The sequence below is a fragment of the Streptomyces asiaticus genome, assembly GCF_018138715.1.
In the GTDB taxonomy this organism is placed as follows: domain Bacteria; phylum Actinomycetota; class Actinomycetes; order Streptomycetales; family Streptomycetaceae; genus Streptomyces; species Streptomyces asiaticus.
On sequence record NZ_JAGSHX010000006.1, the window covers coordinates 842,058 to 865,154 of the forward strand.

At 71.8% G+C, this 23,097-nt stretch carries 24 protein-coding genes; 9 read left to right on the forward strand and 15 right to left on the reverse strand.

The window, feature by feature from the left end; translation table 11 throughout:
- Positions 1-25: 25 nt before the first annotated feature.
- From KHP12_RS11255 to KHP12_RS11275, 5 genes are all read right to left on the reverse strand, one after another.
- Positions 26-1,315 carry a serine hydrolase domain-containing protein gene (locus tag KHP12_RS11255; RefSeq protein WP_086883110.1) on the reverse strand — a complete coding sequence of 430 codons (1,290 nt, stop codon included), beginning with the start codon at positions 1,313-1,315 and terminating at the stop codon, positions 26-28.
- 219 nt (positions 1,316-1,534) lie between these two features.
- Positions 1,535-2,206: a response regulator gene (locus tag KHP12_RS11260; RefSeq protein WP_086883111.1), complete on the reverse strand. Its 672-nt coding sequence runs from the start codon at positions 2,204-2,206 to the stop codon at positions 1,535-1,537.
- Positions 2,193-3,392 (reverse strand): sensor histidine kinase, encoded by a 1,200-nt coding sequence (locus KHP12_RS11265; protein ID WP_086883112.1) that lies wholly within the window; start codon positions 3,390-3,392, stop codon positions 2,193-2,195. Before KHP12_RS11265 ends, KHP12_RS11260 begins: the two co-directional genes overlap by 14 nt.
- A 97-nt stretch (positions 3,393-3,489) precedes the next feature.
- The gene (locus KHP12_RS11270; protein WP_086883113.1) at positions 3,490-4,044 is read right to left on the reverse strand and encodes a YbaK/EbsC family protein; all 555 of its coding nucleotides are present in this window, start codon (positions 4,042-4,044) and stop codon (positions 3,490-3,492) included.
- A 50-nt stretch (positions 4,045-4,094) separates the two neighbouring features.
- On the reverse strand, positions 4,095-4,667 hold the full coding sequence (locus KHP12_RS11275) for a helix-turn-helix domain-containing protein (RefSeq protein ID WP_086883114.1): 573 nt from the start codon (positions 4,665-4,667) through the stop codon (positions 4,095-4,097).
- Between the two features lie 107 nt (positions 4,668-4,774).
- Here KHP12_RS11275 and KHP12_RS11280 point away from each other — a divergent pair, with 107 nt between their 5' ends.
- The 5 genes from KHP12_RS11280 to KHP12_RS11300 all read left to right on the forward strand — a co-directional run bounded on the left by KHP12_RS11280 (position 4,775) and on the right by KHP12_RS11300 (position 9,435).
- A complete protein-coding gene (locus KHP12_RS11280) occupies positions 4,775-5,641 on the forward strand; it encodes a DMT family transporter (RefSeq protein WP_086883115.1) in 867 nt (288 codons plus the stop codon).
- Between the two features lie 122 nt (positions 5,642-5,763).
- Positions 5,764-6,951 (forward strand): FUSC family protein, encoded by a 1,188-nt coding sequence (locus KHP12_RS11285; RefSeq protein WP_086883116.1) that lies wholly within the window; start codon positions 5,764-5,766, stop codon positions 6,949-6,951.
- Positions 6,952-7,024: 73 nt separating this feature from the next.
- A complete protein-coding gene (locus KHP12_RS11290; RefSeq protein WP_208653099.1) occupies positions 7,025-7,801 on the forward strand; it encodes a VOC family protein in 777 nt (258 codons plus the stop codon).
- Between the two features lie 144 nt (positions 7,802-7,945).
- On the forward strand, positions 7,946-8,500 hold the full coding sequence (locus KHP12_RS11295) for a DUF2243 domain-containing protein (RefSeq protein ID WP_086883117.1): 555 nt from the start codon (positions 7,946-7,948) through the stop codon (positions 8,498-8,500).
- Complete coding sequence (locus KHP12_RS11300; RefSeq protein WP_211832882.1) at positions 8,500-9,435, forward strand: cytochrome c oxidase assembly protein; 936 nt, start codon at positions 8,500-8,502, stop codon at positions 9,433-9,435. The genes KHP12_RS11295 and KHP12_RS11300 overlap by 1 nt, the downstream gene beginning before the upstream one ends.
- 92 nt (positions 9,436-9,527) lie before the next feature.
- Here KHP12_RS11300 and KHP12_RS11305 read toward each other — a convergent pair whose 3' ends face one another.
- The 4 genes from KHP12_RS11305 to KHP12_RS11320 form a co-directional block, all read right to left on the reverse strand.
- Positions 9,528-10,220: a GAF and ANTAR domain-containing protein gene (locus KHP12_RS11305; RefSeq protein ID WP_086883124.1), complete on the reverse strand. Its 693-nt coding sequence runs from the start codon at positions 10,218-10,220 to the stop codon at positions 9,528-9,530.
- Positions 10,221-10,243: 23 nt separating this feature from the next.
- Complete coding sequence (locus KHP12_RS11310; protein ID WP_086883119.1) at positions 10,244-10,786, reverse strand: gamma carbonic anhydrase family protein; 543 nt, start codon at positions 10,784-10,786, stop codon at positions 10,244-10,246.
- 52 nt (positions 10,787-10,838) lie between these two features.
- Positions 10,839-11,507, reverse strand: coding sequence for a DedA family protein (locus KHP12_RS11315; RefSeq protein WP_086883120.1), 669 nt, complete (start codon positions 11,505-11,507; stop codon positions 10,839-10,841).
- A 223-nt stretch (positions 11,508-11,730) separates the two neighbouring features.
- Positions 11,731-12,183 carry a DUF4442 domain-containing protein gene (locus KHP12_RS11320; RefSeq protein ID WP_086886338.1) on the reverse strand — a complete coding sequence of 151 codons (453 nt, stop codon included), beginning with the start codon at positions 12,181-12,183 and terminating at the stop codon, positions 11,731-11,733.
- Between the two features lie 95 nt (positions 12,184-12,278).
- Between KHP12_RS11320 and KHP12_RS11325 the strand changes: the two genes are divergently transcribed.
- Both KHP12_RS11325 and KHP12_RS11330 read left to right on the forward strand, forming a co-directional pair.
- Positions 12,279-13,403 (forward strand): DUF8017 domain-containing protein, encoded by a 1,125-nt coding sequence (locus tag KHP12_RS11325; RefSeq protein WP_086886337.1) that lies wholly within the window; start codon positions 12,279-12,281, stop codon positions 13,401-13,403.
- Positions 13,404-13,477: 74 nt separating this feature from the next.
- Positions 13,478-14,782 (forward strand): MFS transporter, encoded by a 1,305-nt coding sequence (locus KHP12_RS11330; RefSeq protein ID WP_086886336.1) that lies wholly within the window; start codon positions 13,478-13,480, stop codon positions 14,780-14,782.
- Here the strand turns inward: KHP12_RS11330 and KHP12_RS11335 are convergent.
- From KHP12_RS11335 to KHP12_RS11345, 3 genes are all read right to left on the reverse strand, one after another.
- The gene (locus KHP12_RS11335) at positions 14,769-15,614 is read right to left on the reverse strand and encodes a spermidine synthase (RefSeq protein ID WP_086886335.1); all 846 of its coding nucleotides are present in this window, start codon (positions 15,612-15,614) and stop codon (positions 14,769-14,771) included. The genes KHP12_RS11330 and KHP12_RS11335 overlap by 14 nt on opposite strands.
- Positions 15,615-15,714: 100 nt before the next feature.
- The gene (gene tuf / locus KHP12_RS11340; RefSeq protein WP_086886334.1) at positions 15,715-16,890 is read right to left on the reverse strand and encodes an elongation factor Tu; all 1,176 of its coding nucleotides are present in this window, start codon (positions 16,888-16,890) and stop codon (positions 15,715-15,717) included.
- Between the two features lie 97 nt (positions 16,891-16,987).
- Positions 16,988-17,140 carry a hypothetical protein gene (locus tag KHP12_RS11345; protein WP_167442813.1) on the reverse strand — a complete coding sequence of 51 codons (153 nt, stop codon included), beginning with the start codon at positions 17,138-17,140 and terminating at the stop codon, positions 16,988-16,990.
- 219 nt (positions 17,141-17,359) lie between these two features.
- Here KHP12_RS11345 and KHP12_RS11350 point away from each other — a divergent pair, with 219 nt between their 5' ends.
- Positions 17,360-18,124 (forward strand): TVP38/TMEM64 family protein, encoded by a 765-nt coding sequence (locus KHP12_RS11350; RefSeq protein WP_211832883.1) that lies wholly within the window; start codon positions 17,360-17,362, stop codon positions 18,122-18,124.
- A 76-nt stretch (positions 18,125-18,200) separates the two neighbouring features.
- Here the strand turns inward: KHP12_RS11350 and KHP12_RS11355 are convergent, their stop codons facing one another.
- Positions 18,201-19,745: an MFS transporter gene (locus KHP12_RS11355; RefSeq protein ID WP_246643101.1), complete on the reverse strand. Its 1,545-nt coding sequence runs from the start codon at positions 19,743-19,745 to the stop codon at positions 18,201-18,203.
- A gap of 274 nt (positions 19,746-20,019) precedes the next feature.
- Here KHP12_RS11355 and KHP12_RS11360 point away from each other — a divergent pair, with 274 nt between their 5' ends.
- Positions 20,020-20,892: an undecaprenyl-diphosphate phosphatase gene (locus KHP12_RS11360; protein WP_086885063.1), complete on the forward strand. Its 873-nt coding sequence runs from the start codon at positions 20,020-20,022 to the stop codon at positions 20,890-20,892.
- Positions 20,893-21,179: 287 nt separating this feature from the next.
- Here KHP12_RS11360 and KHP12_RS11365 read toward each other — a convergent pair whose 3' ends face one another.
- Both KHP12_RS11365 and KHP12_RS11370 read right to left on the reverse strand, forming a co-directional pair.
- Positions 21,180-21,836, reverse strand: coding sequence for an HAD family hydrolase (locus KHP12_RS11365; RefSeq protein WP_211834836.1), 657 nt, complete (start codon positions 21,834-21,836; stop codon positions 21,180-21,182).
- Positions 21,837-21,886: 50 nt separating this feature from the next.
- Positions 21,887-22,507, reverse strand: a complete 621-nt coding sequence (locus tag KHP12_RS11370) for a flavin reductase family protein (protein ID WP_037953824.1) — start codon at positions 22,505-22,507, stop codon at positions 21,887-21,889.
- Positions 22,508-23,097: the final 590 nt, after the last annotated feature.

Genomic DNA, 23,097 nt, shown 5'->3' on the forward strand with positions numbered 1-23,097 from the left:
GGGCGGGCTCCGCCACGATCGACCGTCACTCGCTGGGACGCTCCGAGGACAGCGGCTTGCCCAGCATGCGGCAGACCGCCGCTTCGACGAGGGCCTTGTTCGCGGTCGCGGCCGCCTTTTCCTTGATGCCGAAGTTCGTGTTCGTCAGGACCGCGACGCTGCGGTGTCCGCCGGCGTCGGTGTAGACCTCGCTGGAGTAGCCGGGCAGGCCGCCGGTGTGGCCCCAGACGGTGCCGCAGGACGTGTGCGCCTTCATCAGGCCGAGTCCGTAACCGCCGCCTTCCTCGGGGGCGGAAACGGTGGTGCGCATCTGCTCCATCTGGGCCTCGGGCAGCAGCTCGCCGGACATCAGCGCGGTCAGGAAGCGCTGCCAGTCCTGTGCGGTGGAGACCATGGCTCCCGCCGCCCCGGCCCAGCTCGGGTCGATGCCGGTGGTGTCGATGTTGCTCCCGGGACGTGCGGGGCCGACGAACCCGACGCCTTCGGGCAGGTCCACGGTCGGGGAAAGGATGTCCTTCAGCCGCTCCGCGTCCGGCTCGTAGCCGGTCACATGCCGCTTCCCGGCGCTCCAGTCGGCGTTCGTGGCCAGGAACGAGTCCTTCATCCCCAACGGCTTGGTGATCTTCTGCTCGATCAGCTCGGCCAGGCCGCGCCCGGTGGCCTTCTCCAGGATCAGCCCGAGAGCCGCGTAGTTGGCGTTGCTGTAGGAGTACTTCTCACCGGGCTCGGCCGGCGGATCCTGCTCGGGCGTGATGGCGAGGAGGTCCTCCGGCCGCCAGGTGCGCCGCTCCCGGCCCGTCAGGGAGGGCAGGAATTCCGGTGTCAGCAGGAAGTCGCCCAGCCCGCTGGTGTGGTTGAGCAGCATCCTGACGGTGATGTCCGCGCCGCCCTTGACCAGTCCGGGCAGCCACTTCTCCACCCGGTCGTCCAGGCCGACCCTGTGCTCGGCGACCAGCTGGAGGACGAGGGTCGCGGTGACCGTCTTGGTGTTGGACCCGACCCTGAACTGGTCGTCGACGGCGAGGCGGTGGTCGTCCTTCGTCCAGGCGGCCTGCCGTGCGATCTCCACGGGCGCCCCGCTGCCGCGGTCGACCCGGACGATCACCCCCAGGGAACCCTTGTCCGCCGCCTTCTGCGCGAGGTCGGCCAGCCGCTTGTCGCCCGACGCGTCCGCCGCGCCCTGCCCGGCCGACGCCTTCGCCGCACTCGACTCCGTGTCCGAGCAGCCCATGAGCACCCCGCTCATACCGGTCACCAATGCCACGGCCAGCGCCCCGCGCAGGATCCGGTGGCGAGAGGAGGTGTGTGCGGACATGACGGTTCCCTTCGGCGGATGACGGTTGCTCCGTGCGTCGGGGCTTGGGCGCTCTTCCCGCCGCCCGGCCTCACGGCGGCCCCTCCGCACAGCGACCATTCAGCCAGCGCACAACCACCCGGCACATCGCTCGATGGCGGGCCTTCAGCAGGCCGCGGGTCATTCGAGAGAGTGACATGGGCGGGCGCGGCGTCGCGCTGCCCCGTCCATGGCGCACGGTCAGGGCAGCGTGTTCCTGGCCAGCACCGCCGCCTGCGCCCGGCTCTGGCAGCCGGTCTTCGTGAGCATGCGGCTGACGTGCGTCTTCACCGTGTGCAGGCTCACCACGAGCCGGTCGGCGATCTCGGCGTTGCTCAGCCCGTCCCCGACCAGGCGCAGCACGTCGCGCTCCCGCTCGGTGAGGTCCCTCAGCCGGGCCAGTTCCTGGTCACTGGGCCGCTGGCGGGCCCTCAGATGCCCTTCGATGATCCGGGCAGTGACCGCGGGGCTCAGTGCGCGGTGCCCGGCCGCCGCCGCCCGTACCGCCCCGGTCAGCTCCTCGTACGAGCTGTTCTTCAGCAGGAACCCGGACGCCCCGGCCGCCAGCGCCTCGTCAACGTACTCGTCCAGGTCGAACGTCGTCAGCATGAGCGCCTGGCTCCGCCCGGGTCCGAGGAGCCCTCGGCGGCCCAGCTCGGCCAGTGCCCAGAGCCCGTTCCGGCGCGGCATGCGGATGTCGAGCAGCAGCACGTCCGGCCTCAGCCGGGCGCACGCCTCGACGGCTTCCTCGCCGTCACCCGCGGTGCCCGCCACGGTGAGGTCGGCCTGGCTGTCCAGGATCGCGCCCAGGCCGGCGCGGATGATCGGCTCGTCGTCCACCACGAGCACGCTGATCTGCTCAGACACCGGCATCCTCCAGCGGCATCGTGGCGACGACACGGAAGCCGCCGTCATCGGTCGGTCCCGCGGTGAGCTCTCCGCCCAGCGCGCCCACTCGTTCGCGCATGCTGACCAGGCCGAGCCCGATCCCCGCCCCGGCCGTGCCGCGCCGCGCCCCGCGGCTGTTCTCCACCTCGCAGCGCAGTCGGCCGGCGGTGCCGTCGACGGTGAGCCGGACCGGCGCCCCGGGCGCGTGACGGCGGGCGTTGGCCAGTGCTTCCTGCACGATGCGGTACCCCGCTGTCTGCACCGGAGCCGGCAACGACTCCAGCGCGGTCCCCGTCGTCCCCATCCGCACCTCGACCGTCCCTCCCGCGGCGCGGTGGCTGTCCAGCAGTACGCTCAGCTCACCGAGTCCGGGCACCGGTTGCAAGGGGGCCGCGTCCGCGGGATCACGGAGCATGCGCAGCAGATCGCGCAGCTCACCACCGCTCTGCCGGCCGGCCGCCGCCAGCCCGTCGACCTGGGTACGGGCCCAGCCGGGCAGTTCGCCGCCGCGGGCGCGCAGGGCCTCCGCGTGCACGACGAGCAGGGTGAGCGAGTGCGCCACCACGTCGTGCATCTCGCGGGCGATCCGCGCCCGCTCCCGCTGCGCGGCCTGCGTCGCCTCCAGGCGCCGCGCGCGACTCGCCTCGGCCGCGCGCTGCTCGGCCGCGGCGAGCAGCGCGCCCTGGATACGTGCGGCGAAACCCATCGCCCACGCCAGTGGCATCGGAGCCAGCGCGGCGAGGACGTCCAGGCCGCCCCGGAACTCACCGGCGCCGGCCGTCATCCGATTCACCCACAGGCCGAGCAGGACCATCGCGCCGCCGCCGAGCAGCGCGGACATGGTACGCAGCCAACTCGCGCAGTGGCTGCCCAGGTTGAAGAGGAGCACGGCGAGCGGCACGAAGGCCAACGGGGTCAGCTTGGCCCCCTCGCCCGCGCTCCCCACCAGAGCCGCCACGAGCGCACCGAAGCCCGTGACGAAGGCCGTCACCGGCAGCCGCCGTCGCGGCACCAGGACCACCGCGGCCACCGCCTCGTACCCGATGAGCGACGACCACGCCGGGCCGGATGTGTCGACGTACGGCTGCGACAGCAGCGGCGGCAGAAACGTCAGGGCGACCAGGCCGGCATCAACGCCCCACCCGGGCCACTTGCCGTCAACCACGTTCATCCGTCCGACGCTATGCGCTCACGCACCGCTCTTCATCACTCCAAGGAGCGACTCGGGTCGGCACCGACCGGCCACGGCCCAAAGAGGCCACCCGGCGTCAGGCGCCCAGGCCCTCCAGGACCACCGCGCCCGGAAGCCCCGCGAGCAGCTTGCCCGGCACGATGAGCTTGCCGCGTCGGCTGCCGCTGCCGATGAGGGCGTACGGGATGTCGGCCACGGCGGCGTCCACCAGGAGCGGCCAGTCGGCGGGGAGCCCGATCGGGGTGATGCCGCCGAATTCCATGCCGCTCTCGCCCGTGGCCGTGTCGATCGGGGCGAACGACGCCTTGCGGGCACCGAGGTGGCGGCGGACCACGCCGTTGACGTCCGCGCGGGTGTGGGCCAGGACCAGGCACGCGGCCAGGGTGGTCTCGCCGCCCCGCTTGCCCGCGACCACCACGCAGTTGGCGGACTGCTCCAGCAGCCAGGAGCCGTAGTTCTCGACGAGTACGGCGGTGTCGGCCTTGTCCGGGTCCGTGTCCACGAAGAGCACCCGCTCCACCGGCTCCGAGCCGCGCCAGGTGCGCAGCGCCTCGGCGACGGGAGCGGTCAGCAGGTCCAGGCACTCGACGGCGGGACGGACCTCGTCGAAGGCATCCATCGGCGTACTCATGCCGCCAAACTAGCAGTCGGAGCAGGGCACGAGGGCCGGACCCGGCGGCCTCAGCGCGCGGGTGGCACCGACACCGCCATGGTCATCTCCACCGGCTCGGTCCCGTCGTTGCGGTAGGTGTGCGGGGTGTTCGCCTCGAACGCCACCGAGGTGCCGACCGGGGCGGTGTGGGACTCACCGCCGAGCACCAGGGTGAGCTCGCCGGCCGTCACATGGATCAGCTCGACCGTGCCGGACGGATGCGGATCGGAGCTGCTCTCGTCGCCGGGCATCAGCCGCCATCCCCACATCTCCAGCGGGCCGTCCGCCTCGGTGCCGACGAGCAGCGCGGTGTAGCTGCCCGCCTCGGTGGACCACATCCGCACCGCCTGGTCGGGCGGGACGAAGGTCACCCGCGGCCCCTGCTCGTAGTCGAGCAGCGTGGTGATGCTCACGCCGAGCGCGTCGGCGAGCTTGACGGTGGTGCCCACGCTCGGATTCGTACGGGCCTGCTCAATCTGGATGATCATGCCCCGGCTGACCCCGGCGCGGGCCGCCAGGGCGTCGAGGGTGAAGCCGCGCTCATTGCGCCACCGTTTGAGGTTGCGGGCGAGCGACTGCGTGAGCTGGTCGAGGTCCGTCACGTTCCGGTCCGTCCATCCGTCCAAAATAGTGAATGGCGTAGTCGAGTGTAGTGAACTACCGTGGGCTGTACTCCCACGTCCACCACACTGTACGGCGAGGTTCCACGATGTCCGCACTCTTCGCTCTTGCCACCAGCCTGCTCTGGGGGCTGGCCGACTTCGGCGGAGGGTTGCTCACCCGGCGCACACCCGCGCTCACCGTGGTCGTCGTCTCCCAGATCATCGCGGTCACCGTCCTCGGCGCCATCGTGGTCGCCACCGGCGGATGGTCCGAGGCGGGCCCGCAGCTGTGGTTCGCCGCGGCGGCCGGTGTGGTCGGCCCGGCCGCGATGCTGTGCTTCTACCGGGCCCTCGCGCTCGGCCCGATGGGCGTCGTCTCCCCGCTCGGCGCGCTCGGCGGGGTCATCGTGCCGCTCGGTGTCGCGCTGGTGCTCGGCGAGCGGCCCGGGCTGCTCCAGGTCTCGGGGGTCGTGGTGGCGGTCGCGGGTGTGGTCCTGGCGAGCGGTCCGCAGACCGGTGGGGCGCCCGTCCAGCGGCAGACGCTGCTGCTCACCCTGGTGGCCGCGCTGGGCTTCGGCTCGGTGATGGCGCTGATCGCCGAGGCGTCGCACACGCTGACCGGGCTGTTCCTCGCGCTGTTCGTGCAGCGGGTGTGCAATGTGGCGGTCGGCGGCGGCGCGCTGCTGATCTCCGTCCGGCGCGGCAACCCCGGGCTGCCCGAGGGCGGGATGGGCGTGATGTGGGCTTCGCTGCCCGCACTCGCCTTCGTGGGCCTCGCCGACGTGGCGGCGAACGGCACGTACAACCTCGCCGCACACCACGGCCCGGTCACCGTCGCCGCGGTGCTCGCCTCCCTCTACCCCGTGGTGACCGCCCTCGCGGCCCGCGGACTGCTCGGCGAGCGGCTGCGAGTGGTCCAGGCCACGGGCGCCGGGCTCGCCCTGGTGGGCACGCTGCTGCTGGCCACGGGCTGAGCCGACCGCGGCCCGGCCCCCGCCCGGCCATGCGTAAGCGGCCATGCGTAAGCGGCCATGCGTAAGCGGCCCCGCCCAAGCGGCCATGCATAAGCCGACGTGCTCCAGGAACCCACTACGTCATGGGGCACGTAAACGAGAAGCTGTACGTGTTGGGGGCCGAGGCCCGGGGGATCGTGAACGCCGCGGCGCGGGCGTGGCAGGGGCCGGGGCGGGAGCGGGACCTGCTCGTGCAGTCGCTGAAGGCGGCCGGGGCGGCCACGCTCGCCTGGGCGGTCTCGGGGTGGTGGCTCAAGGACCCGGTGGCGCTGATGGCGCCGTGGGTGGCGGTGGTCCTGGTCCAGGCCACCGTCTACCGCTCGCTGTTCAAGGGGTTGCAGCAGCTGGTGGCCATCGCCGTGGGCACGCTGCTGGCCGCGGGGGCCGAGGCCCTGACGGGGAACACCCTGATCTCGGTGGCCATGGTCCTGCCCGTCGTGATGCTGCTCAGCAACTGGCCCCGCCTCGGTGACCAGGGCATCTACGGTCCCACCACCGCGCTGTTCACCCTCACCTCCGGCCCCGTGTCCAGCCTCACGGTCTCCCACCGGCTGCTCCAGGCCCTGCTGGGTGCCGCGATAGGCATCGCGGTCAACGCGCTGATCGTCCCGCCGGTCCATCTGCGGAACGTGCGGGAGAACCTCAGCAGCCTCGCGCGCGGTGCTGAGGCCGCCCTCGCGGGCATGGCCGAGGGGCTGGCCCATGACGACTGGTCAGAGGAGACGGCCACCGACTGGCGGCGGCTGTCCGATCGCCTCCAGCAGCGGCAGGCGAGCCTGCGATCCGCTCGGCTGTGGAGCCATGAAAGCCTCAGGCTGAATCCCCGGCTGCCGTGGAAGTCGCGCAAGAAGCTGCCGCCGCTTCCCGACGAGAGCGAGGACCAGCGGTGGGGGGCGATCGCCGCCCAGATCGGCGGGATCGCCAACACCATGATCGACATCGTCGACGAGAACCGCACCACTCCCTCCCCCGATCAGCAGGCGCTCGGCGACTACGGCCGGCTCCTGTGCGATCTGGCGACCGCGTGCGCGGCCCGGGCGGATCTGATCTGTCTGCCGTCCGCCCCCGACGACGAGGACGCGCACGCCCGGCTGGAGGAGGCGCTCGGCTCCGTGGAACGACGCCACGACGCCCTGCACAAGGTGCTCTGCGATCAGCGCAGCGTCTCCACCGCCACCACCGCCGTCCTGGGCACCCTGCTGGTGCAGGCCCAGAACATCTGGCATCACATCGCCCCGGACACCTGGCCCCGCGCCGCTGACGGGGCATAGCCCCCGGTCGTCGGGGTACACCGGTGCAGTCCCCCGCGGTGGTGTCGGGGCGGAGTTGTGAGGAGTGGTGCCCATGAAGCCGATCGGCCAGGCACGGCCGGGATTCCCCTGCTGGGTGAGTCTCGCCGCCCCCAGCCTCAAGGCGGCGCAGGAGTTCTACACCGCGGTGCTCGGGTGGACCTGGCGCCCCACCGGGCTGGATGAGGAGTTCCGTACGGCGCTGTTCGGCGGGGCGCCGGTGGCCGGGATCGGGGCGCTCGCGGACAGCCTCAGGGGCGCGGCCGCCTGGACGCCGTTCTTCGCCGTGGCGGACGCGGACGCCACCGCGGCACACATCCGTGAGCGCGGCGGCACCGTCGGCGTCGGCCCGCTCCCGTTCGGCACCGGCCGCCGCGCCGCGCTGGCCGCCGACCCCGACGGCGCCGTCTTCGGCTTCTGGGCGGGAGAGGCGCTGCCCGGCTGGCCGTCGGGTCCGGCGGAAGGCGCCCCGGCCTGGCTGGAGCTGCGCACCCGTGACGCGTTCGCGGCCGCCCTCTTCTACGGCGAGGTCTTCGGCTGGGCGGCACCGGAGGGCAGCTGCTCCGTGGAGTACGAGAACGACGAGGTGATCGTGCGCGAGGAGGGCCGCAAGCTGGCGGTGGTCCACGGCGGCGCCGTCGAGCAGGCCCCCGACCCACGGGTCCGGCCGCGCTGGTACGTCCACTTCCGCGTCCCCGATGTGACGGCCGCCGTGGCGGCGGCCCGCGCCGCCGGTGGCTCGGTCGCCCTCCCGCCGGACGCCTCTTCCACGGGCCGTCAGGCGATCCTGTGCGACCCCGACGGGGGGCTGTTCACCGTCACCGCGGCCTGAGCGGACGGCCTGCCTCGGCACCCCGGCTCGGCTCGGCGAGATGGCGGAAAGACGACCCGGGCGCGTGACGAGGCCGGTCCGGCCGGGAAGTCGTGGAGGCGGAGAGCGCGGGGGAACACGCTGGCGTCAGGACGGAGAGCGGTGATGACCACCACGGCGGAGGAAGCCCGGACCGGTCCGCCCGCGTCGCGCGTCATCCGGCTGCCGGGGATCGTACTGGGGGTGGGGCTCGGCGGATTCCTCGACGGGATCCTGCTGCACCAGCTGCTCCAGTGGCACCACATGCTCAGCAGCACCAACCACGACCGCATCGGGGTGCGGTTCTACAACCCGCACACCGTCTCCGGTCTGCGAATGAACACCGTGTGGGACGGCATCTTCCACGCCGTGTGCTGGATCTCGGTACTGCTGGGGCTGGCCATCCTCTACGCCCGGGTCACCCACGACCGGCGCCGGGTGTGGGGCTCCCGCGTCCTGTGGGGCTGGATGCTGGTCGGCTGGGGGCTGTTCAACCTCGTCGAGGGCGTGCTGGACCACCAGATCCTCGGCATCCACCATGTCCACGGCGGCCCGGAGCAGCCGTGGTGGGACGCCGGCTTCCTCGTCCTGGGCGCCCTTCTGGTGGCCGGCGGCTATCTGTTGCGGCGCGGCGGGGCGCCCTCCGTCCCCGGGGCGCCCCGCGCCGCCGGGCGCGTGTGATGGGCGCCGGCGCGGCGCATCCCGGCCATGGGCACGGTGGGGGCGGCGGCCCCCTGGAGGTATGGCTGCCGGCCCTCGCCCTGCTGGGGTGCGCCGCGGGCTACGCGCTGACGGTCCGCCGCGCCCGCCGCCGTCACCCCGCCCGGGGCTGGCCGCTCGCGCGGACGCTGAGCTTCGCGGCCGGGCTCGTCCTGGTGGCCATGGCGCTGCTGCCGCCGCTCGCGCCGTTCGCCCATGAGGACTTCCGCGGCCATATGGCCCAGCATCTGCTGCTCGGGATGTACGCGCCCCTGGCGCTGACGCTCGGGGCCCCGGTCACCCTGCTGCTGCGCGCCCTGCCCCCGGACCGCGGCCGACGGCTGACCGCCGTGCTCCGCTCCCGCCCCGCGCGGCTGCTGGGCCACCCCGTCACCGCCCTGCTGCCGACCACCGGCGGGCTGGTGCTGCTGTACTTCACCCCGGTCTACGACGCCGCCATGGGCCACCCCGGATGGCACTGGCTGCCGCACGCCCACTTCCTGCTCTCGGGCTGGCTGTTCGCGTATGTCATCGCCGGTCCCGATCCGGCCCCCGCCCGGCCGGGGGTGCCGACCCGGCTGGTGGTCCTCGGCGTCGCCATCGCCGCCCACGCCGTCATCGCCCAGCTGATGTACGGGGGCTTCTGGGTCGAGGTGCGTGCCCCGATCGCCGAGGTCCGGGGCGGCGCGGAGATCATGTACTACGGCGGCGACCTCGCCGAGCTCCTCCTGGCCGCGGCCCTCGTCACCACCTGGCGGCCCGTGCGGACGCCCCGGAGGACACACGGGTCACGCGTACGCCCGCCGCGGCGGCCGAAGGAGGGGGATCCGCGCCCCACGGGCCCTGCCGAAATCCGGGTGGCGGTGGGGTTACCACCGTCAGGTCCCGGGTACCTGGGCGTCACGCCATCGGAGTGAGCCCCCGGGGGACCACGGTGGCCAGGCCCTTCCGGTCCAGACCGCGGGCCGGAAGAGCCGCTTCGGCTGATGCGTCGGCTCGGGCCGACGCTTCAGTCGTCGATTCCCCCGCTCTCGCAGATCTGCCGGGCGATGTCCCGCAGCTTGACGTTGCGCTCCTGGGACACCCGCCGGATCAGCGCGAAGGCGTCGTCCTCGGTGATCTTCAGGCGTTCCATGAGGATGCCCATGGCCTCCCCGATGGTGTGCCGGGTCTGGATCGCCTGCTGGAGCTGATCGGCGGTGCGGGCACTGGAGAAGGCGACCGCGGCATGCGAGGCGAGCAGCCAGCCGGCCGTCTCGCTGGCCTTGGTGAAGACGGCGGGGCGCCGTGAGTAGAGGTTCAGGGCGCCGAGGTTCTCCTGCTCGGTGTAGAGCAGGAACCCCATCATGCTGCCGATGCCGAGTTCGCGGGCCTCGCTGACGAAATCCGGCCAGCGCTCCTCGGGCTCGGTGAAGTCCTTGATCCGGAACACCCGCTCGCCGTCCAGCCGCCGGGCGGCGTCGAAGCAGGGCCCCTCGCGGAGCCGGCCCTGGAGCCGGTCCGACCGCACCACCAGCCCTTCGGTGGGGGCCAGGGACTCCACGCGGTTGCCGTGGAGCACCAGGATGCCGGCCGCGTCGCAGCCCTCCACGATGTCCACCGCACACGCGCTGATCCGATCCAGCGTGGCCTCCACGGAGTTCTGCGCCAGCAGATCCCGCGCCATGGTGGCCATGCGCTCGGCAAAGGCTTCCCAGTCCATGACCACCATCCGATCACACCCGGCTACTCGCCGCTTCTGAACGCTTCCCGGTACTGCTTCGCCCGGTCCGCGTACACCTGGGCGTTCAGTCTGATGCCTTCCCGTTCCTCGTCGGTCAGGGGGCGCTTCACCCGCGCCGGCACCCCGGCCACCAGGGAACCGGGCGGTATCTCCATGCCCTGCGGCACCAGGGCCTGGGCCGCGACCAGGGACCCCGCGCCGATCCGGGCGCCGTTGAGGACCGTCGCCCCCATGCCGATCAGCACCTCGTCCTCGACCGTACAGCCGTGCACGACCGCGTTGTGCCCGACCGAGACCCGCTCGCCGATGGAGACCGGGAATCCGGGGTCGACATGCACCGTGCAGTTGTCCTGAATGTTGCTGTCCGCACCGAGGACGATGGGGCCGCCGTCACCCCGCAGCACCGCCTGGTACCAGACGCTGGATCCCGCCGCCAGCACGACATCGCCGATCACCACCGACGTGGGGGCCACGAACGTGTCGGGGGCGATCTGTGGCTCCTTCCCGTCGATGCCGAAGATCAAGGCGCGCACCGTCTCTCCCACCTGGTCGTTCCCCTTCGCGTCCCGTGCCCCGGCCGATAGCTCCGGCAGAGCCCTAGTCCCCGGCCGGGACCGGCTCCGGCTCCGCGGTCTCGGAATCGGCCGCCGTGACCGCCGCGGCCTTGGCCTTCTTGGAGCGCCACTTCATGACCAGCATCGAGCCGAGGCCGAAGAGCAGGGCCAGCACGAGCCCGAGCCAGGAGAAGCGCTTCAGCCAGTCCTCCGCGACCTTGCCCAGGGAGTAGATGACCGCGGTGGTGCCACCGGCCCAGACGATGCCACCGAGCACATTGGCGATGAGGAACTTCCAGTACGGCATGTGCAGCACGCCCGCGAGCGGCCCGGCGAAGATGCGCAGCAGCGCGATGAACCGGCCGACGAAGACCGCCCACATGCCCCACTTCTGGAAGGAGCGCTCGGCGGTGGCCACGTGCTCGGCGCTGAAGTGCTTGGGGAATTTACGGCCCAGCCAGGCGAGCAGCGGCTGTCCGCCCTTGCGGCCGATGAGATAGCCGATGGAGTCGCCGATCACCGCGCCCGCGACAGCGCACGTCCCCAGGATGTAGGGGTTGATGTGGTCCTGGGAGGCCGCCAGCAGCGTCGCGCTGACGAGGACGATCTCGCCGGGGAGTGGGATTCCCAGGCTCTCCAGGCCGATGACGATACCCACGAGCAGATACACGCTGACCGCGGGCACGGTCTCGAGCCATTGATCGATATGCAACGCCGGTTCCTCCCCATGTGGCGACCGCTTCCCGGCGTGCGCCGGACCAGGGACGCGGCGCACGCCGGGAAGCCTACTCAATCGGCGCGCGGTCGCCATCATCCCCAGGTCGTGCTCCGACTCGCGTCGGCTCCGGCGAAGGGAGGACGGACTCAGGGCTGGGCTCGGGGCCGGGCTCGGGGCTGGGCCCAGGGAGATGGGCTCGGGGCTGGGGAGGTCGGGCTCAGGACTGGGGGCGCAGGGTCCACACGATGGACATTTCGCCCGTAACCGCACCGTCCTCGCGCGTGATCGCAACGTTCACCGGGAATTCAGGCCGCTCCCCCGCGTCCAGCTCGGCGACCACCTCGGCGGCGGGCCGGCCGAGGGTGGCGGTCGCGGTGACGGGCCCCTTGGCGAGCTTCTTGTAGTCGATCTCGGCACGCACGGCCAGCGGTACGGCACGGCCGAGCTGATCGCCGAACGCCGCCAGCACGATGGCGCCGCTCGCGGACTCCGCCAGGGTGAACATCGCGCCCGCGTGGGGACCGCCGACATGGTTGTGGAAGTCGGGCTGATCGGGCAGGCACAGCACCGCGCGCTCGGGCGACGCCTCGCGGAACTCCAGGTTCAGGGTGCGCACCATGGGCACGGTGGCGGCGAGCATCTCACCGACGGAAGGCAGGGTTTCTGACATGCCCCGGAAGTTACCATCCAGTAGCAAACGGGGAAAGGGGCAGTTCACGGGGCAGCCGTAGCAGGTGTCGTCGGCCCCCTCTATCGTTGCTGGCCATGTGGCCAGGACAGCAGCCGCCCGGGGGCGAGCAGAACAACCCGCACGATCAGAACCCCTATCAGCAACCGGGGTATCAGCAGCCGGGATACCACCAGCCCAACCCGTATCAGCAGCCGGGATACCAACAGCCGAATCCCTATCAGCAGCCGCCCCAGCAGCAGCCGGTGCCGTCCGGCCAGCCGGTGCAGCCCGGCCAGCCGGGGCAGCAGCAGCCCGGTTACGGCCCGCCGCAGGGTCCGCCCGGCCAGCAGTGGGGCACTCCGTCCGGCCCGCCCGGCGCACCGCAGCCGCCGCGCGACAACAAGAAGCGCACGACCACCATCGCCATCGTCGCGGCCATCGCGGTCGTCGCGGCCGCGGCCATCACCGGCGTGCTGGTCCTGGGCAAGGACGACAGCGGCGGCGGTGACGAGTCGAAGGGGAAGGACAAGACGCCCGCCTCCTCCTCGGCCCCGGCCTCCGAGGAGCCGACCGAGGACCCGGGCGGCGGCGGTGCGGACAACCCGCGCGCCGGCGGTGACACCACCGACGTCAAGGCGGTCATACCCGGCTGGAAGCCGGTGGTCAGCCCCAAGCGGCACAACGCCTTCGACGTCCCCCCGGACTGGACGATCGAATCGCCGGGCCTGAGCACCGGTTTCGAGGACGACAAGGGCAAGCCGCTCGTGGTCATGTCCGCTCCGGCGCGGTACAAGAAGGACTACTGCTCGGTCAAGGACAAGGACGGCTACGTCGACAAGAGCCACGCGGCCGGGGCGGGCTCGAAGGGCGCCCAGGGTGCCAAGAGCGAGGCGTCGGCCGCCAAGATCGAGGCCGAGAACTGGGTCTTCGCCGCCTTCGACCAGAAGCAGACCGGGACCCGCAAGGTCACCGACGCCAAGAAGTTCAAGAGCGCCCACGGCCTCGAGGGCTACACCGCGTCGGCCACCGTCACCGGGGTGAAGAAGACCGACAAGTGCACCACCGACGGCAAGTCCGTCACCGTGACCTACACGGACACCAACGGCGACTTCGCCACCTGGGTCCTGTACTCGGTCAAGGGCACCAAGGAAGAGGTCCCGGACTCCACCATCAAGAAGATCATGAGTTCGCTGCGGCCGGTGAAGTCGGAGGTCTCCTGACCTGCTGACCGCTCCGGTCCTGGCGGCCGGAATTCGGTTGGACGCCGGGGCCCGCCCCCAGGGATAGTCCGGATGTGACGACTCCTCCGGCCCCGCGCCTCCGACCGCGCCGCCCCGCGTGGGCCGGCCGCAACTACACACTGCTGACCACCGCCGCCGTGGTGACGGGCCTCGGGAACGCCGGAGCCCTCATCGCGGCGGCGTTCGCGGTGCTGGAGGCGGGCGGGGACGGCGGCGATGTCGGGCTGGTGGCGGCGGCCCGCACCCTTCCGCTGGTCGTCTTCCTGCTGATCGGCGGCGCGGTGGCGGACCGGCTGCCCCGCCACCGGGTGATGGTCGCGGCCAACAGCCTCAACTGCCTCTCACAGGCGGTCTTCGCCGTGCTCGTCCTGTCCGGCGAGGCGCGGCTGTGGCAGATGGCGGTGCTGTCCGCGCTCGGCGGCACCGGGCAGGCGTTCTTCTCCCCCGCCGCCGAGGGCATGCTGCTCTCCAGCGTCAACGGCGAACAGGCCGCCCGCGCCTTCGCGCTGTTCCGGATGGGCATGAACGGTGCGCAGATCGGCGGGGCCGCGCTCGGCGGCGCGCTGGTCGCGGTGGTCGGCCCGGGCTGGGTGCTGGCCGTCGACGCCGCCGCGTTCGCGGTCGCGGGCGCCCTGCGCTCGCTGCTCGACGTGCGTGCCGTCGCCCAGCGGGAGCCCGGCGGCGGCATACTGCGGGATCTGCGCGAAGGTTGGCGCGAATTCGTCGGACGGCCCTGGCTGTGGTCGATCGTCGTCCAGTTCTCCGTCGTCAACGCGGTGGTGGGAGCGGCGGAGGCGGTGTTCGGCCCGCTGGTGGCCGAGGACCAGCTGGGCGGGGCGCGCCCCTGGGGGCTGGCGCTCGCGGCGTTCGGCGCGGGCACCGTCCTGGGCGGTCTGCTGATGGTGCGCTGGCGGCCGCGCCGGATGCTGCTCGCGGGCTCCCTGTGCGTACTGCCGCTCGCCCTGCCGTCGGCCGCGCTCGCCGTCCCGGTGCCGGTCGTGCCGCTGGCCGTGGTGATGTTCCTGGTCGGGGTGTCGGTCGAGGTGTTCGGGGTGTCCTGGATGACCGCGCTGCACCAGGAGATCCCCGAGGACAAGCTGTCGCGGGTCTCGGCGTACGACTGGTTCGGCTCGGTCGCCATGGTGCCGCTGGCCACGGCGCTCGCGGGCCCGGCCGAGGAGGCGTTCGGCCGGGCGGGCTCGCTGTGGGGCTGCTCGGCGCTGATCCTGGCGCTGACGCTGGCGGTGCTGACGGTCCCGGACGTACGGCGGCTGCGCCGGCGCGAGACCGAGCCCGTCGCCGAGGGCGGACCGGCCGCCGCCACGGACACCGCCCCGGAGCCGGTCAGCCCACGCTGAACGCCCCGTCCGGCGGCTCCGGCGAGGGCGTGGCGTCCTCGTCCCGCACCGGCGCCGCGCCGCCCATGAACCGCTCCAGCGCCTCCCCGTACTCGACCCTGGCCGGGAAGGCGTCGGCCGCGGTGCGGCGGGCCAGCACGGCGACCGGCGGTTCGGACTGGGAGGCCACCAGCACGGCGTTGCCGAACCGGCGGCCGCGCAGCACCGACGGCTCCGCTATCAGGGCGAGATGTGCGAACGCGGTGCGGTAGGTGGCCAGTTGGGAGCGGAGGAAGGCGAACGGCGCCCCGTCGGCCAGATTCGCCGCGTACCACCCGCCCGGCCGCAGCGCGCGGGCCGCGGCGCGGGCGTACTCGACGGAGGTCAGATGCGCGGGCACCCGCGAACCGCCGAAGACATCGGCCACGATGACATCGGCGGACCCCTCGGGCGCGGCCTCCAGCGCGGTCCGGGCGTCCTCCGGTCGCACCGTGATGCCCGTCCCGGACGGCAGCGGAAGGTGCTCGGCGACCAGCTCCAGCAGCCCCCGGTCGGCCTCGATCACCACCTGGTGGGAGCCGGGGCGGCTGGCGGCCAGATAGCGAGGCAGCGTCAGCGCCCCACCGCCCAGGTGCAGTACGTCGAGCGGGGCGCCGGGATCGGCGGCCGCGTCCAGGACATGGGCGATCCGCCGCGCGTACTCGAACTCGAGATGGCCCGGATCGTCCAGGTCCACATACGACTGCGGGGCGCCGTCCACCGTGAGCAGCCAGGCCCGCGGGCGGTCCAGGTCCGGCATCAGCTTGGCGGTGCCGCCGTCCACGGCACGGCTCACGGGTATCGGCTCGTTCACCCTCTCATTGTGCCGCCCATTGTGCCGTCGCGCGCAGGCCGTGCCTCCGCTCGCCCGCCCCCACCCACGCGGGGAAGGCGGACGAGCGGGGCCGGTTGGCTTACGGCAGCACGGTGGTCACCGTGCCCGCGCCCACTGTGCGGCCGCCCTCGCGGATCGCGAAGCCGAGGCCCGGCTCCAGCGGAACGGCACGGCCGAGCTCGACCGTCATGGTGACCGTGTCACCGGGGCGCGCCACCGCGGTGGCCCCGAGGTCCACGGCGCCGACCACATCGGCCGTACGGAGGTAGAACTGCGGGCGGTAGCCGGTGGACACCGGTGTCCGCCGGCCGCCCTCGGCTGCCGACAGGACGTACACCCGCGCGGTGAAGCGCCGCCGCGGTACGAGGCTGCCGGGCGCGGCCACCACATGGCCGCGGCGCACCGCGTCCCGCGCCACTCCGCGCAGCAGCAGCGCCACATTGTCGCCCGCCTCGGCCGACTCCATGGACTTGCCGAAGGTCTCCACGCCGGTGACCACCGTGGTCACGTCGGTGCCGGGCACCTCGACCCGGTCGCCGACCCGTACCGTGCCGCGCTCGATGGCGCCGGTGACGACCGTGCCGCGGCCGGTGATGGTCAGCACGTTCTCCACCGGTAGCAGGAACGGCGCCCCGGTGTGGCGCACCGGCGTCGGCACGTAGATGTCCACGGCGTCCAGCAGCGCCTCGATCGCCCCGGTCCAGCGCGGGTCGCCCTCCAGCGCCCGCAGCCCGGAGACCCGTACGACGGGCGTGGTGTCGCCGGGGTAGCCGTGCGCGGAGAGCAGCTCGCGCACCTCGAGCTCGACGAGGTCGGTGAGCTCGGGGTCGCCCGCGTCGGCCTTGTTGAGGGCCACCACGATGTGGTCGACGCCGACCTGGCGGGCCAGCAGCACGTGCTCGGCGGTCTGCGGCATCACACCGTCGAGCGCGGAGACCACGAGGATCGCCCCGTCGATCTGGGCGGCGCCGGTCACCATGTTCTTGATGAAGTCGGCGTGGCCGGGCATGTCGACATGCGCGTAGTGCCGGGTGTCGGTCTCGTACTCGACATGCGCGATGTTGATGGTGATGCCGCGCGCGGCCTCCTCCGGCGCCCGGTCGATGCGGTCCGCCGGCACATAGGCGCCGCCGGTGCCGCGCTCGCTCAGCACCTTGGTGATGGCGGCGGTCAGCGTGGTCTTGCCGTGGTCGACATGGCCCATGGTGCCGATGTTCAGATGCGGCTTGGTGCGCACATAGGTCTGCTTGGACATGCGACGGTCTCTCCTCGTCAGCGGGGGTGGGAAGCGCGGACCCCAGAACCTCGCCGACCCTCCCCCTGGGGGATCCGTCGGAGTTGTCCGAGGAGGGTCAGCTTCGGGCGCCGTCGAGGCAGGCGGCGGGAACGGCGGCGGGCGGGTCCGTGGTGAGGGCGGCGACCGCGGCCGGAGCGAGAGCGGGGACGGCAGCCTTCGGCGCGTCCGCGACCGCGGACGTCGGCGTGAGGAAGGCGAGCCGGAACATGCTGTGATCTTCGCGCACTGTTCGGTCCGCGTCGAATGGTTTTCGGTGCGTTTGGATGCGTGTGGGGTGGGTGGGGCGGGTGGTTCGGAACCGCTGCCGACCGGGTTCGGAACGTCTCTCAACGGGGTTCGGAACCGTCTGTCGACGGTCTGCCGACAATCGGACGACAACCCGACGACATCGCGGCGTCCGCCGGGCCCGGTCGGTTACGCTCCACCGATGCTCGATATCGCCCCGCCGCCCGCGAAACCGGCCACGCGTCGCGCCCGCGCCGTGCTCCTCTCGCCGTGGTCGCGGCTGGGGTTGCTCGCCGCGCTGCTCACCGGTTCCGCGATCGCGGTCTGGCTGTGGCAGCCGCAGCGGCTGCTGACCCACGGTGGCTGGCCGGAGTTGTCGGGCGGGACGGCCGTGGTGCTGTTCACGGCCGCGTACGGGGTGGGCACCGCCGCGCTGGTGCCCCGGCCGCTGCTGAACCTGGCGGCCGGTGCGCTCTTCGGCATCCAGTACGGGCTGGCCACGGCCATCGGCGGCACGGTGATCGGCGCCGGGATCGCCTTCGGCCTCGGGCGGCTGCTGGGGCAGGACGCGCTGCGGCCGCTGCTGCGGGGGCGCTGGCTCTTGGCGGCGGACCGGCAGTTGAGCCACCACGGGTTCCGATCGATGCTGGCGATCCGGCTGTTCCCCGGCGTACCGTTCGCCGCCGCCAACTACTGCGCGGCCGTCTCCCGGATGAGCTGGCCGTCGTTCCTGCTGGCCACCGGGCTGGGCAGTGTGCCGAACACCGCCGCGTACGTGGTCGCGGGCAGCCGCGCCACCACCCCCACCTCGCCCGTCTTCCTCCTCGCGCTGGCCTTCATCACGGTGCCCGCCGTCGCGGGGGCGCTGGTGGCCTGGCGCAAACGCGGCCGTATCCGGCCCGTGCGGCTCGGGGAGCGCCCCGCGGAGGACGCGGCGGCGGCGGACGAGATGGCGCCGCGGGGCTGACGGACGGCCCCGCGGGGCTGACGGGGCCCGGGGCCGTCAGCCGCCGGCGGGGCGTCCGTCAGCCGCGGGGGGTCCGTCAGCCGCCGGTCGGTCCGGTGGCTGAGGCCGACGTGGCCGCGGCGCGGGCGGACAGCGGCTCGGCGATGTCCTCCAGCAGGCGCCGCTCCGCCGGAATCGCGAGAAAGACGGCGACCAGCCCGGCCGCGACCATGAGTGACGCCCCGATGGAGAAGGCCAGCGCGGTGTCGGCGACGACTCCGCTCGCCGTCAGCTCCGAGAAGATCAGCGGACCGCTGATGCCCCCGGCCGCCGTGCCGATGGCGTAGAAGAAGGCGATGGCCAGGGCGCGGGTCTCCATCGGGAAGACCTCGCTGACCGTCAGATACGCCGAGCTCGCACCGGCCGAGGCGAAGAAGAGGACCACACACCAGCAGGCGGTCATCGTGGTCGCGTTGAGCCAGCCGTTGCCGAACATCCAGGCCGTGATGAACAGCAGCACACCGGAGAGGATGTACGTCCCCGAGATCATCGGCCGGCGGCCGACCGTGTCGAAGAGCCTGCTCAGCAGCAATGGCCCGAGGAAGTTGCCGAAGGCGATGACCGTGAAGTAGTAGCCGGTGTCGCCGCTGGGCACGCCGAAGAACTTCACCAGGATCGAGCCGAAGCCGAAGGTGATGGCGTTGTAGAGGAACGCCTGCCCGATGAAGAGGGCCAGCCCCAGGAACGCGCGCCGGGGGTACGCCCGGAAGAGCGTCCGGGCGATCTCGATGAAGCCGGTGCTCTTCCGCGTGCGGATGGTGATGGCCTGGTCCGGCTCGGGGAGGCGCCGCCCGGTCTCGTCCTCGATCCGCCGTTCGGCCGCCGCCACCAGTTCCTCGGCGCCCTCCGCCCGGCCGTGGATGAACATCCAGCGCGGGCTTTCCGGGACGTTCCGCCGGACCAGCAGGATGACCAGGCCGAGGACGACGCCGAGGGCGAAGGTGAGCCGCCAGCCGACGTTCAGCGCGAAGAAATTGGTGTTGAGCATCAGCACGGAGAGCAGCGAGCCGCCCATCGCGCCGAGCCAGAAGCTCCCGTTGATGACCAGGTCGACGCGGCCCCGGTACTTGCTGGGGATCAGCTCGTCGATCGCGGAGTTGATGGCCGCGTACTCCCCGCCGATGCCGAAGCCGGTGAGGAAGCGGAAGAGGAAGAACCACCAGGCGGAGAAGGAGATGGCGGTGAGCGCGGTGGCGGCCAGATAGACCCCGAGCGTGATGAGGAAGAGCTTCTTGCGGCCGTAGCGGTCGGTGAGCCAGCCGAAGAACAGCGCCCCGGTGCAGGCCCCGGCCACGTAGAGGGCCGCCGCCATCCCCGTGACCTGCGCGTCGGTGATGGGCAGCCCGCTGCCGGGCTCGGAGAGACGGCTGGCGATATTGCCGACGACGGTCACCTCGAGACCGTCCAGGATCCATACGGTGCCGAGGCCGATCACGATCATCCAGTGCCAGCGTGACCACGGCAGCCGGTCCAGCCGTGCCGGGACGTCGGTGGTGATCGTCCTGCCCGGCCCGTTTCCGGCGCCGCCCCCGGCCCCGTCCCGTCGGCCACCCTGCCCTCCGTCGTGCCCGATCGCGGTCATACGGTTCGGCTCCTCGGCTGTCCTCGGCTGATCCTCACCAGGCGCCCGCGGCCGGGCGGCTACTGCCGAGTACCCAGGGTCAAAGCGCTGAACCGATGGTCTGACCAGGCCCTTGATGGGCCGCGCACCCGGGGACGCTACGCTGCCCCCACAACCGGCCGTTGATCCTCGACGGTCGGCCTCCCACTGACCGCCCCGCCTGAATCGGTCATGCCTGGACATCTGAGACCAGGGACCGAGCAGCGCACGATCAGCCTTGGATAGCGAAGACTCAATGTCGTGGTTTGAATCATTCATCCTCGGGCTGGTCCAGGGGTTGACTGAGTTTCTTCCGATCTCCTCCAGCGCCCATCTGCGGCTCACGGCCGCGTTCGCCGGCTGGAACGACCCTGGGCCCGCCTTCACCGCGATCACCCAGATCGGCACGGAGCTCGCGGTGCTCATCTACTTCCGCAAGGACATCGTCAACATCGTGTCGGCCTGGTTCCGCTCGCTCTTCAGCAAGGAGTGGCGCGGCAACCACGACGCCCAGATGGGCTGGCTGGTGATCGTCGGCTCGCTGCCCATCGGTGTGCTCGGGCTCACCCTCCAGGACGCGATCGAGGGTCCGTTCCGCGATCTGCGGCTCATAGCCACGACCCTCGTGGTCATGGGCGTCGTGCTGGGCTTCGCGGACCGGCGTGCGGCCCGCGATGAGACGGGCGGCCGCCATCGCGTCGCCAACCAGCGCAAGACGCTCCAGGAGCTGAGCATCCGGGACGGGCTCATATTCGGGGTCTGCCAGGCGATGGCGCTGGTGCCGGGCGTCTCCCGGTCGGGCGCCACGATCAGCGGCGGACTGCTGATGGGCTACACGCGCGAGGCCGCGGCCCGCTACTCCTTCCTGCTCGCGGTGCCGGCGGTGCTGGCCTCGGGCGCCTTCGAGCTGAAGGACGCCTCCGAGGGTCATACGGAGTGGGGCCCGACGATCTTCGCGACGGTCATCGCCTTCGTTGTCGGCTATGTGGTGATCGCGTGGTTCATGAAATTCATTTCAAGCAAGAGCTTTATGCCGTTTGTGATCTACCGGATTCTGCTGGGCCTCGCGCTCTTCGCACTCGTCGGCTTCAGTGTGCTGAGCGCGCACGCGGCCGAGTCGGCAGGCTGACGCACTTCTCGGATGTCCACTCGGATGTCCCCTCGGATGTCCGCTCAGACATCCGCTCGGACATCCGCTCAGACATCCGCCGGACAGGCAGGGAGATGGGCCGCCGGCCGAGGAGGGAGGAGTCCGGCGGCCCCTTCGCTCAGGTCTGGCGCCCCTGAGCGGCATGGCACGAGTCAAGCGCCATGCCGGGCAGCGGGGAAGGGTGTGCGGTAGATATATGCAAGCACTCGCATCACACCGGGTGTGAATTCCTCACCCAGCGCACACCCCTGCCCTGAGCTGCGGCCTTACGGGGACGATGTCCCCGACGGCCCGGTGACGATCTCCACCAGCTCGCCCAACGAGTCGATCCGCCAGTCCGCCATCGCCGCGTCGGCCGTATCGCTCCACAGATACGCCCACGGCCCCCGGCGGATATGCGCGGCCCGCAGCCCGGCGACCTTGGCCGGCCGGATGTCGAAGGCCGGGTAGTCACCCACGTACACCGTGTCCTCCGGCGCGGCGCCGCCGAGCTCCAGCACCCGCCGGAAGAACTCCGGATCGGGCTTGACGACCCCCCATCCACTGGACGTCGCCACGGCGTCGACCGGGAGCTCCATTCCCCGCAGCAGCTCCCCCATCCGCAGTGACTGGTTCCCGGCCAGGACCACCCGCAGCCCGGACTCCCGCAGCGCGCCGAGCGCGGACCGTACGTCCGGGTACAGATCGGACTCGTCCAGCCGCTCCCCCCGCCCCGCCGCCTCCCGCGCCCGCCGCTCGGCGTCGATGTCCACGCCGGGCCGCAGCAGCCGGATCGCGTCCCCGTCGTCCCGTCCCTGCGCGACGACGGCCCCCACCAGCGCGGACAGGGTGTGCCGGGGCACCCCGAGCCAGTCGGCCCAGGAGCCCCAGTAACGGTCCTCACGGACGAGGGTCGAGCCGATGTCGAACACCACGCTCTCCATCGCCACGACCCCTTCCTACGGCCCGGGATCCTCCCTACGGCCCGTAACCCTCACACCTTCTCCGGCCCCCGGCCCTCCCAGTCCGCGTAACGGATCCGGGCCAGATCCAGCACCTCACCGACCGTGCCCCATTCGTTCTTCCCCAGCCGGGACAGCGGCCGCAGCCTGGTGATCTCGGCATGCCCGTCGACCATCACCTCGTCGTCGATCGCGGCGTGCACCACCCGCCCGAAGACCACCGTCGAGTTCCCGAGCCCCATCGTGCTGTGCACCACACACTCCAACGCCACCGGCGACCCCGCCACCCGAGGCGGCTTCACCCGCAAGCTCGCCTCCTGCTCCACCCCCACCGCCTCGAACTCGCTCACCCCGTGCGGAAAGTCCGTCGCGGTCGCGTTGACCTGCTCGAACAGCCCCTCGGGAGCGAGGTTCACCACGAACTCCCCGGTGTCCTCGACATTCCGCAGCGAATCCTTACGCCCCAGGGAGGTGAACTGCACGACGGGCGGAGCCGCGGCCGCGACGGTGAAGAACGAGTGCGGGGCGAGGTTCGCGGCACCGTCCTGGCCGACGGTCGACACCCAGGCGATCGGCCGGGGCACGATGACCGAGGTCAGCAGCTTGTAGAAGGGGACGGTGCCCATGGTCTCGGGCTCGAAGTCGATACGCATGCGCCCCAGTATCCGCTGGCCCGGCGGCGCATCCCAGTGGGCTCCGTGGATGAGGGCATCCGGCACGAACCGACCCCGTGGCATCCATCACAGACGAACGTCAGAATCTGGAGAAGAACGCACCGATGATCATGCCCGAGCTCGTACCCGGGCGAGAGCCGAACCGCATCACCGCGCTCTGTCCAGGACCTGCGACAAGGCCCGCACCATCGGGGAATATGTCCGTGCGGGCACTCCGATGGTCATGAATCTGACGGCGATGCAGGGCAACAACATAAAGGAATTTATCGACAATGCCGCGCCGGCCGATACCACCCGCCAGGATCGGTCAGGAATCGCAGAGGCCGGTGCAGGCATACAGCCCCGGAGCAAGATTTCCGAATCCTCTCGGACAGGCGCCTGCAACTACCACACGACGAGTCGAAGGCTCATGCCCAACGACTCGACGGAACGGATTCCCGAGATGTCATTGCGTTTCTCCGTCTGCGAAAGAGCAAGAGAGATTTCGGTGTCGGGTGGCGTGTGGCGGGGACCTTCTGCGACGGCATCCGCTCCCGTTCATCCCGCCGACGACCGCCAATACCGGGTAT

Excerpts from the sequence above, each read along its gene's own strand:
- KHP12_RS11255 (WP_086883110.1), bottom strand. The coding sequence starts at position 1,315 with ATGTCCGCACACACCTCCTCTCGCCACCGGATCCTGCGCGGGGCGCTG.
- KHP12_RS11260 (WP_086883111.1), bottom strand. The coding sequence starts at position 2,206 with ATGCCGGTGTCTGAGCAGATCAGCGTGCTCGTGGTGGACGACGAGCCG.
- KHP12_RS11265 (WP_086883112.1), bottom strand. The coding sequence starts at position 3,392 with ATGAACGTGGTTGACGGCAAGTGGCCCGGGTGGGGCGTTGATGCCGGC.
- KHP12_RS11270 (WP_086883113.1), bottom strand. The coding sequence starts at position 4,044 with ATGAGTACGCCGATGGATGCCTTCGACGAGGTCCGTCCCGCCGTCGAG.
- KHP12_RS11280 (WP_086883115.1), top strand. The coding sequence starts at position 4,775 with ATGTCCGCACTCTTCGCTCTTGCCACCAGCCTGCTCTGGGGGCTGGCC.
- KHP12_RS11285 (WP_086883116.1), top strand. The coding sequence starts at position 5,764 with ATGGGGCACGTAAACGAGAAGCTGTACGTGTTGGGGGCCGAGGCCCGG.
- KHP12_RS11290 (WP_208653099.1), top strand. The coding sequence starts at position 7,025 with ATGAAGCCGATCGGCCAGGCACGGCCGGGATTCCCCTGCTGGGTGAGT.
- KHP12_RS11295 (WP_086883117.1), top strand. The coding sequence starts at position 7,946 with ATGACCACCACGGCGGAGGAAGCCCGGACCGGTCCGCCCGCGTCGCGC.
- KHP12_RS11300 (WP_211832882.1), top strand. The coding sequence starts at position 8,500 with ATGGGCGCCGGCGCGGCGCATCCCGGCCATGGGCACGGTGGGGGCGGC.
- KHP12_RS11305 (WP_086883124.1), bottom strand. The coding sequence starts at position 10,220 with ATGGACTGGGAAGCCTTTGCCGAGCGCATGGCCACCATGGCGCGGGAT.
- KHP12_RS11320 (WP_086886338.1), bottom strand. The coding sequence starts at position 12,183 with ATGTCAGAAACCCTGCCTTCCGTCGGTGAGATGCTCGCCGCCACCGTG.
- KHP12_RS11325 (WP_086886337.1), top strand. The coding sequence starts at position 12,279 with ATGTGGCCAGGACAGCAGCCGCCCGGGGGCGAGCAGAACAACCCGCAC.
- tuf (WP_086886334.1), bottom strand. The coding sequence starts at position 16,890 with ATGTCCAAGCAGACCTATGTGCGCACCAAGCCGCATCTGAACATCGGC.
- KHP12_RS11345 (WP_167442813.1), bottom strand. The coding sequence starts at position 17,140 with ATGTTCCGGCTCGCCTTCCTCACGCCGACGTCCGCGGTCGCGGACGCG.
- KHP12_RS11350 (WP_211832883.1), top strand. The coding sequence starts at position 17,360 with ATGCTCGATATCGCCCCGCCGCCCGCGAAACCGGCCACGCGTCGCGCC.
- KHP12_RS11355 (WP_246643101.1), bottom strand. The coding sequence starts at position 19,745 with ATGACCGCGATCGGGCACGACGGAGGGCAGGGTGGCCGACGGGACGGG.
- KHP12_RS11360 (WP_086885063.1), top strand. The coding sequence starts at position 20,020 with ATGTCGTGGTTTGAATCATTCATCCTCGGGCTGGTCCAGGGGTTGACT.
- KHP12_RS11365 (WP_211834836.1), bottom strand. The coding sequence starts at position 21,836 with ATGGAGAGCGTGGTGTTCGACATCGGCTCGACCCTCGTCCGTGAGGAC.
- KHP12_RS11370 (WP_037953824.1), bottom strand. The coding sequence starts at position 22,507 with ATGCGTATCGACTTCGAGCCCGAGACCATGGGCACCGTCCCCTTCTAC.